This is a genomic window from Methylobacterium sp. B4 (assembly GCF_003201865.1).
GTDB lineage: Bacteria > Pseudomonadota > Alphaproteobacteria > Rhizobiales > Beijerinckiaceae > Methylobacterium.
This window is the reverse complement of the sequence record NZ_QJJJ01000048.1, coordinates 1-7,223: the sequence shown is the minus strand read 5'-3', so window position 1 is coordinate 7,223 and position 7,223 is coordinate 1. Positions and strand designations below refer to the sequence as shown.

Sequence of the window (7,223 nt, the reverse complement as noted above, 5' to 3'; positions counted from 1 at the left end):
CCGGGTGACGCCCTCGCAGACGCCGGCGCTGGCCGACGCGGACAGCTACGGCGCCACCCTCACCTTCACCGTCACCGACCCCAAGACCAACTGAGCGTGCGGCGCAACCGACATCCGACGGCGTTGGCCTTGCCGGCCCTCGCCGCCGGAACTCCTGAGAGCGCGGTCGGCGGTCTCCCGCAAGTCGTCTCCCGCAGGCGGCCTTGGTATCGGTACGCGATGAGCCTCCCAGGCCACCGGCTCCGCCCGTCGCAAATGGTACACCTCCGGCGCACCCGTCCGCCTCCGGGTTCGCTTGGCAGCGTTCCGGAATGACAACGGTGGTAAAAGCTCAACCGGCCTCATCAGTCGGAAACCGTATCACATGCGGCAGACCGATCTGATCCCCGGCATGCTCGCGAGGAGGCAAAGGCCTCACCGCCTCGCTGACCTGCATATTGGGTTGCACGGACAACGACCGCCGTCGTCGTCTCACGTGAAGGCGCTACGCCTCAAGTCTGAGCCCAAAAGTCCGGCTTGGGACCGCTCGGATTGCGCGCCCAGTGATAGACTTCGAGCGTCTTGCCCGCTTTGGAATCCCAGTCGTAATGAGCCCGTGCGTGCTGCGATGCTGCTGCGCCGAGCATTGCGATGCGTTCTGGAGACAGGACCAGCGATTCGAGTTCGCGACAATAGCCGGCGATAAGACTTTGATGGTCACCAAGAGCCACTTTGACACCGCGATCCGGGCCGATCAGTGCGCCTGGAGCGCCGTAATCGACGACGACGCAGGCCATGCCGCAGGCCATGGCCTCAACGACGACGCCTGCGCCAAGCTCGCGGATAGAGGGAAACGCAAAGATTTCGGCGTCGCGCATGATCGCCCCGACTTCGCGCTGGGTCCTCTGGCCGAGCAGCTCCACACAGTCTTGGAGGCGATGCTCGGCGATCATCTGCTCGAGCCGCGAACGTTCTGGGCCGTCCCCCACCACCACCAAGCGATGACGTCTCAGTATGTCGCTTCGCGCAAAAGCACCGACGATGACTTCGGGCAACTTGTATGGGACGAGTCGGCCAGCGAAGAGGATGGTCTTGCGCTCACGCTTCGGCGGCCGCTCCGCCGAGAAGCGAGCGGGATCCACGCCGACCTCTGGGAAATCGACGATTTTCCCGGAGAGCCGGGCGGGCAAATCTGCGATGGTGTGGTCGAATGCTGCGAGTATGGCCGCCGCCTTGTTCAACGTCGCACGGCGAAACGGTAGGAGCTTGTAGGCGTCGCGTACCCAGGACAGCCATTCCCGTTCGCGCTTGAGCTCGGCCTGAAACGCGCTTGGCCACGGCAGGCCGCCATTCAGAGGTCCGAGGACGAACGGCACGGTGCTGAGAGAGGCCATCAGACTCGGAAGTGTCGGCGACATCGGCGTGATCCGGTGAATCACATCGAATTCACCTTTGCGGAGCCGCCCGCGGAAATGTCGCCAAGCCGCCCATTCGAAGGCCAGATAGCTGGGGTATTCCATCGCTATCTGGGTCGTCCATCCGGTCGCGCCTCCGCGCCGGATCAGCGTTCCGAGCCGGTGGATCGGCGCGGCGATCCATTCCGTGTCCAGATAGACGACCTGAGCACGTCCGAGACCATCCCGTTCGATGTTGGGCCGATTCCGCACTTGCGTTGCGACGGTGACGTCGGCGACTTCGGAAAGAGCTTTGGCATAGTTGTAGCCGACGACGGGCAGCGAAGGCCAATCAGGATTGCAGACGTCTGCAAGAACGAGGACGCGCGGCCTCTGCCCATTGTCGCGCGCGCCGCAGGCCTTTCTCTCCACTTTTGTCACTGAACTCTCAGTAAGGTAAGGTGGAGAAGGAAGCGGCATCCTCAGATCGACTTCGGTCATGGAGGTCATTCCTGACGATGAGGTTGAGAAGCAGAGAGAAAGATCACTTGTCTCTGCACCGCGCTGCCGGCCTGCCGTCGGGGACGGAGCATCGTGTCTCTGCCGTTGCATCTTCGTAATGTCATCTGCCGCGCACGCTCGCACTACGGGGTGATCTGACCCTGCGTTTCGACCGGGGCGGACCATCGCTCGTGCCGGGCGATGCCGGATGATGCGGCATGCCCCGCATTGCCGTTCACAGCGCACGCGACCGAGTGATCGCCCAGGTCGATCCAGGGAAATTCAACGATCCGGGAGCCAGGCCGATATCGTGATTTCGGGTAAGAGTACGGCACTCAAACGCGGCTCCCGCAGCCGAAGGAGGTATCCGCTCCGTCGATCGGCGACCCGCGCGATAACGCGCGTGATCCAAATGCCTCGAAATGAATTCTAGCCCAGGATTGGAACCGGTCGTGTTGTTGCTTGGGGCCGATCGGTGCGTGCGAGCCTCCATAACGTGATGCGAGAGTGCCGCCTCGTCCAAGCTTTTGACGAGCGTGAGGTGCGTGCCGCGCCTGCCGTTCGAAACGTCAAATCCCCACGCAATGCTGCCGGAGTGATGCGAATTGCGGCCTTTCCAGTTCGGACGCGTGCCCGAGGGCGCAACGCGACGTGAGGTTCTTGCAGCGCTCGGAGCTGCGATGGCCGTCGATGTGCAGCCGACCCATGCAGCGCCATCGTCCGGGCAGGGAGATCTGTCCTGGCGACCGATCAAGATCGGCGCGGGTGGATTTCTCGCTGGTCTCGACATCGCGCCTGATGGCGTGCTCACAGTTCGGACCGACACGTACGGTGCCTACATCTGGGATCCTGCCGACGAGGAATGGCGACAGCTCGTGACGCGGGCGAGCATGCCCGGCGACATGAGGTTCGAAGAGGGGTCGGGCGATCTCTGGCCGACCGAGCTTGTCATCGCGCCCAGCCAAAGCTCGCGCCTCTACATGGCATTGGACGGGTGGCTTTTTCGCTCCGACGACGCCGGCCGCCGGTGGATAAGGACGAAGCACCGGCGGATCGACCGCGCGGCGGGCGCGACTGAGGCACGAGCTTTCGGTCGTAAAATGGCAGTCGATCCGCGCAACGCCGACATTGTCTGTGCCGGCGGCGCCGGTTTCGTCAGCCTGACGACCGATGGCGGCGCGAACTGGGTTCAGATACGTGACCTGCCTGCCCCTTCGGGGATGGCCGACGGCTTCCTGGTCATCTTCGATCCCTCATCGCCCGATCGCCAGGGCCGTACGATGATCGCCTACGCCGCTTCCTGGTCGAACGGTGTGTATCGAAGCGACGATGCCTGCCGATCCTGGCGACCGCTCGGCGGCGGCCCCACGTCGGTACGCAACGCTGCGCTGGGCCGCGACGGCACGCTCTTCGTCGCCGGCCACCATACGTCGGGCGGCGCGTCGGGCGTGTTTCGCTATAATGGGTCCTGGCGCGATGTAACGCCACCGAGCGAGACTCCCGAAGCTTGGCACAGCGTCACGGTCTGTCCCCGTGACCCGGCAAGGATCATCGCGGCGAAAGAAGATGGCTCGCTGTCGGAAAGTCTGGATGGCGGGGACAGCTGGGGGAAGACGATCCTGCGTGACAGCGTCCGTCGCGTCGCTATCGACGTCCCGTGGCTCGCCTGGACCGATGAGAGCTGGATGACGAATGGCGACATGCGCTTCCATCCCATTGATCCTGACCGGCTCGTCTTCGCGCAAGGGGTGGGCGCGTGGACCGCACCCTTCCTCCGCGGCGCTCGATCGCTCACCTGGACTTCGATGAGCCGCGGCATCGAGCAGCTTGTGGCCAATCAATGCGTCCATCCGCCCGTAATCTCGGCCAAACCTGTGTTGGCCTGCTGGGATCGGGCGCTGTTTTTCATCGACGCACCGGACCGCTACCCTGAACGCCATTATCCGGACCCCGCGTTCGCGCATTGCTGGGGCGTCGATTACGCCAGCAGCGACCCTTCGTTCCTGGTCGCCACGATCAGCAGTCAGCAGGCGAGCGATCTCGAGCGATCGGCCTACTCCGTCGATAGCGGGCGCAACTGGCAACCACTGCCATCCACGCCCGGGTGGAAGGACGGTCTGGCCGGAAAAGGCTTCATAGCGGCGTCGTCACCCACGAACTTCGTGTGGGCGCCGGGGGACGGCAGGGGAGCGCCGCATGTGACCCAGGACGGCGGGCGGAGTTGGCGGCCATGCAACCTGCCCGGCGTCGGCGATCGGGATTTTGCGGGCTTCGGCGCCCCACCCTATCTGCGTCGTTATACTGTCTGCGCCGACAGGCGCGCACCCAACGTGTTCTACATGGTACATTTTCCCAAAGGGTTATTCGTTTCGACGGATGGCGGGCTCAACTGGTCCCTTTTCCATCCGCTGAAAGGTTGGAACGAGCCTTACCATTCGAAACTTCGCGCAGTTCCCGGTCATGCCGGCCACCTCTTTCATACCAGCGGCCATTCGAGTGCCCCTCGCTACGGAGCCTTCATCCGATCAACCGATCACGGCCGATCCTTCTCGCCCTTGCCGAACGTCGTTGAGGTCAGTGACTTCGCCTTCGGCAAGCCTGCTTCGGGCAGCACCTATCCGGCGATCTACATCGTCGGCTATGTGGGGGAGGTCTGGGGCGTTCACCGATCCCTGGACGCTGGCCGGTCTTGGCACTGCGTGTCGGATGGGCATCCGCTTGGCCGCCTCGATCGGATCCTCGCGATCGAGGCGGATAAGAACGAATTCGGCCGCATCTACCTTGGCTTTGCCGGATCCGGGTGGACCTACGGCGTTGTCTGATCACAGGCGAGCCCCGATCATATGCGCGGCCTCGGCGCCTGGCTCGACGACGCGGGATCTGCGGCGTCCGTGGGCTCGTACCCGACGAGGATCGACACGACCGTCGGCCTCATTCCGCCGTCGATTCCCAACCGGCCGCCGCGCCCGCGCTGCCGGCTTCATTGATCCGGGCTGAGATCAAATGCTTCGGCATGCTCCCAGGCACGATCCCCAATCGCCGTCGGAAGCTTCATCTGGAGCTTTCTACGCGCCTCGGACCCGTCGAGCGGATCGCGTCGAAAAGATCATCGATCCAATGAGACGACATGTCGTTCGTCGCCGACTTCCTGCCTACCGAATTTAAGGTCTGGCAATTCTAGAACTCAAACTCCTGAAATGCCGTCGGATTTTCCCGAACAGCATGTCTCGGGTCGGCATCCAGGCATTGATCTGCTCGATAAACATCGCAAGACCTGCAAGCTGGGCTGGCCTCCGTCCTGCATATGCAGTCCTATCGAGAAATTCGAAAAATTTTCGACTGACGTGATTCGTGAAATATGGGTCGGATTGCTTGCGCGAATAGCGGGAGTGCCACGGCTTTACGCTTCCGATGAGGTGGACGATGTTCCCGTCCATCGGCATCGGGCGTTCATACTGTGAGACGTTCCACGAGACATCAATCAAATCAACCTTGTCGTGAAGAACGATATTCAAAGCATCTTGGTCCTGCGAATCCAAGATGTCGAACTTTTCGATCGATGTCTTAATCAATTCAGCTTCGATTTGCTGGTCGCGCCATGCTTCTAGGTTGATGATGAGCACACCGCTGTTGAAGTATCGTAGTTCGTCCACCAGATTGAGTCGTGCTCTCAGCTCCGGCCAGGCCTCTCTCGTGCGGACCGATACATCTGGAACGGCCGCCACGATTGCGTTCGGCGACGGATCTCGGCACTCTGCAAGATCCCTCAGGACCAGTAGGTCGGCATCGAGGTATATGCATCTCCTCGCTTCGCTCGGCAACATGCTGAGGAAGTATCGGGAGTATGCAGATTTGCTCTTCAAGTATCGGGTCGAGCGAAATTTGCGAAGGTCTTCGCTCGGCACGTTGTAAAAACTGATTGATCCGCACATCGGATGTTTCCAAGAGCGAACAAGATCGTTCTTGTCCCGGCCTGTAAAGCCCGTCTCAAGGATATGTATGTTGAGCTTGGCAGACGTTGATTCAAGTGCGCTTCTTCCGGTGACCGCAAGGCCCCACAGAACCCGACGATCCCCTGAGAGGACGACGTCTATCACGCGCGTGGGATTGCCAGCGAGAGAGGCCACATGAGCGTTGTCAGACATGGATCGCCACATATGACTTGGGGATGCCATAGAATTTTTCCACAAATATCTTGGCTTCCGGGAATAGATCACGCAGTTCCGAGTAGGAAACGATGTCAGTCCCTTCGACCATCTCAGTCCAGGCCGGCAGGTTCCTCCGCCACCGATCTATGAAGCGCTTCCGGACCCAGGAAGGATAAAACCACCAAAACGGCATGCCGTTGTGCGCTTCGATTGGGAAAAATTTCGATGGCGTCTGTACCCAATAGGACTTGCCGAGGCGGCGGACTTCGCGTGCGAATTTTGCGCGATCGTGAGCGCTGCCAACATGCTCTATAACGCTGTTTGAAAATACAACGTCGAACGTATTGTCGGCGAAGCCCCGAACATCACAGGCATCGCCTTCAACGAAAACGAACCTGTGCTGAGCATGTTCGCTTGTGTTAACGGCCCCTGGAAGATTCAAGATCGTGATCTGCAGAGGAAGGTCCGCTGCATTCCAAATTTTTTGATGACCGCCCAAGTCGATGATTTTCTTATCAGTCGATATGTTCATCGCCTCAAAAAAATGGTTCATCCGCTTGCGCCGCATCCTTGCGGAGAACGGCTTCAACATGGCGTAGAACGTGTGAATTCTCATGAAATTCAAAGACATTCTTTCTCATCCTCGAATCGACGATCGACGAATCTCCGTCGATACAAGCAAAGACCTGCCAATGCATCGAGAGTGCAGAAGGCGTATGTTGGCGCACCGATGGTCGTAGTCATCGTCAATAAGTGACTGATTCGTTCGACACACGCGGCGCAATCGGCCGCAGACGGTCGGGACGGCAGCGGGAACGCTTGTGGAGACGCCGCTGCGCGCGGTCTTGTCGAAGTGGCGGCAGATGCGAGGAAGTCCACCTTGTCGATACTCGCACTTCGGTCTGTCGCGCCGTGAAAGCGTGTCACGCTCTCCCTGCCGCCCTACGTCCGGATTACGACCCAGTCGGGCGCGGTGTTGCGATACCGAGGCCACCGCTTGGATCGGTGGCCATGCGTACGCTCCCGGATCTGTGGCGGACCAGCCTGAGGGCCTGCGCGTCAGGACAGAGTTGCGCCGCAACTGCCCCGCCGCCGGCGGCCACGATTGAGAATCGGCGTGGAAGAAGGACCCGGTTGACGGGTTGATCGGCGTCCAATCGGGACCCACCCCCGGCTTCTCCTCCATGCTCCCGGCCAGTCA

Annotated in this window: 4 protein-coding genes and 1 pseudogene; 2 read left to right on the top strand and 3 right to left on the bottom strand. The window is 61.0% G+C overall.

The annotated features are described in order from the left end of the window. Positions 1-94 (top strand): annotated as a pseudogene (locus BY998_RS24960) (DUF4198 domain-containing protein); the annotation flags it as partial. 397 nt (positions 95-491) lie between these two features. On the opposite strand, the gene BY998_RS23740 reads toward BY998_RS24960, so the two are convergent. Continuing rightward, positions 492-1,874, bottom strand: coding sequence for a glycosyltransferase family 4 protein (locus BY998_RS23740; RefSeq protein ID WP_210205519.1), 1,383 nt, complete (start codon positions 1,872-1,874; stop codon positions 492-494). 680 nt (positions 1,875-2,554) lie between these two features. On the opposite strand from BY998_RS23740, the gene BY998_RS24160 reads away from it, so the two are divergent. Beyond that, complete coding sequence (locus BY998_RS24160; protein ID WP_146221855.1) at positions 2,555-4,696, top strand: hypothetical protein; 2,142 nt, start codon at positions 2,555-2,557, stop codon at positions 4,694-4,696. A gap of 339 nt (positions 4,697-5,035) precedes the next feature. Here BY998_RS24160 and BY998_RS23730 read toward each other — a convergent pair whose 3' ends face one another. Next, entirely contained in the window at positions 5,036-6,019 is a 984-nt protein-coding gene (locus tag BY998_RS23730; protein WP_181425615.1) for a glycosyltransferase family 8 protein, read from the bottom strand. Next, positions 6,012-6,653, bottom strand: coding sequence for a methyltransferase domain-containing protein (locus BY998_RS23725; RefSeq protein WP_110354145.1), 642 nt, complete (start codon positions 6,651-6,653; stop codon positions 6,012-6,014). Before BY998_RS23725 ends, BY998_RS23730 begins: the two co-directional genes overlap by 8 nt. Between the last annotated feature and the right edge of the window lie 570 nt (positions 6,654-7,223).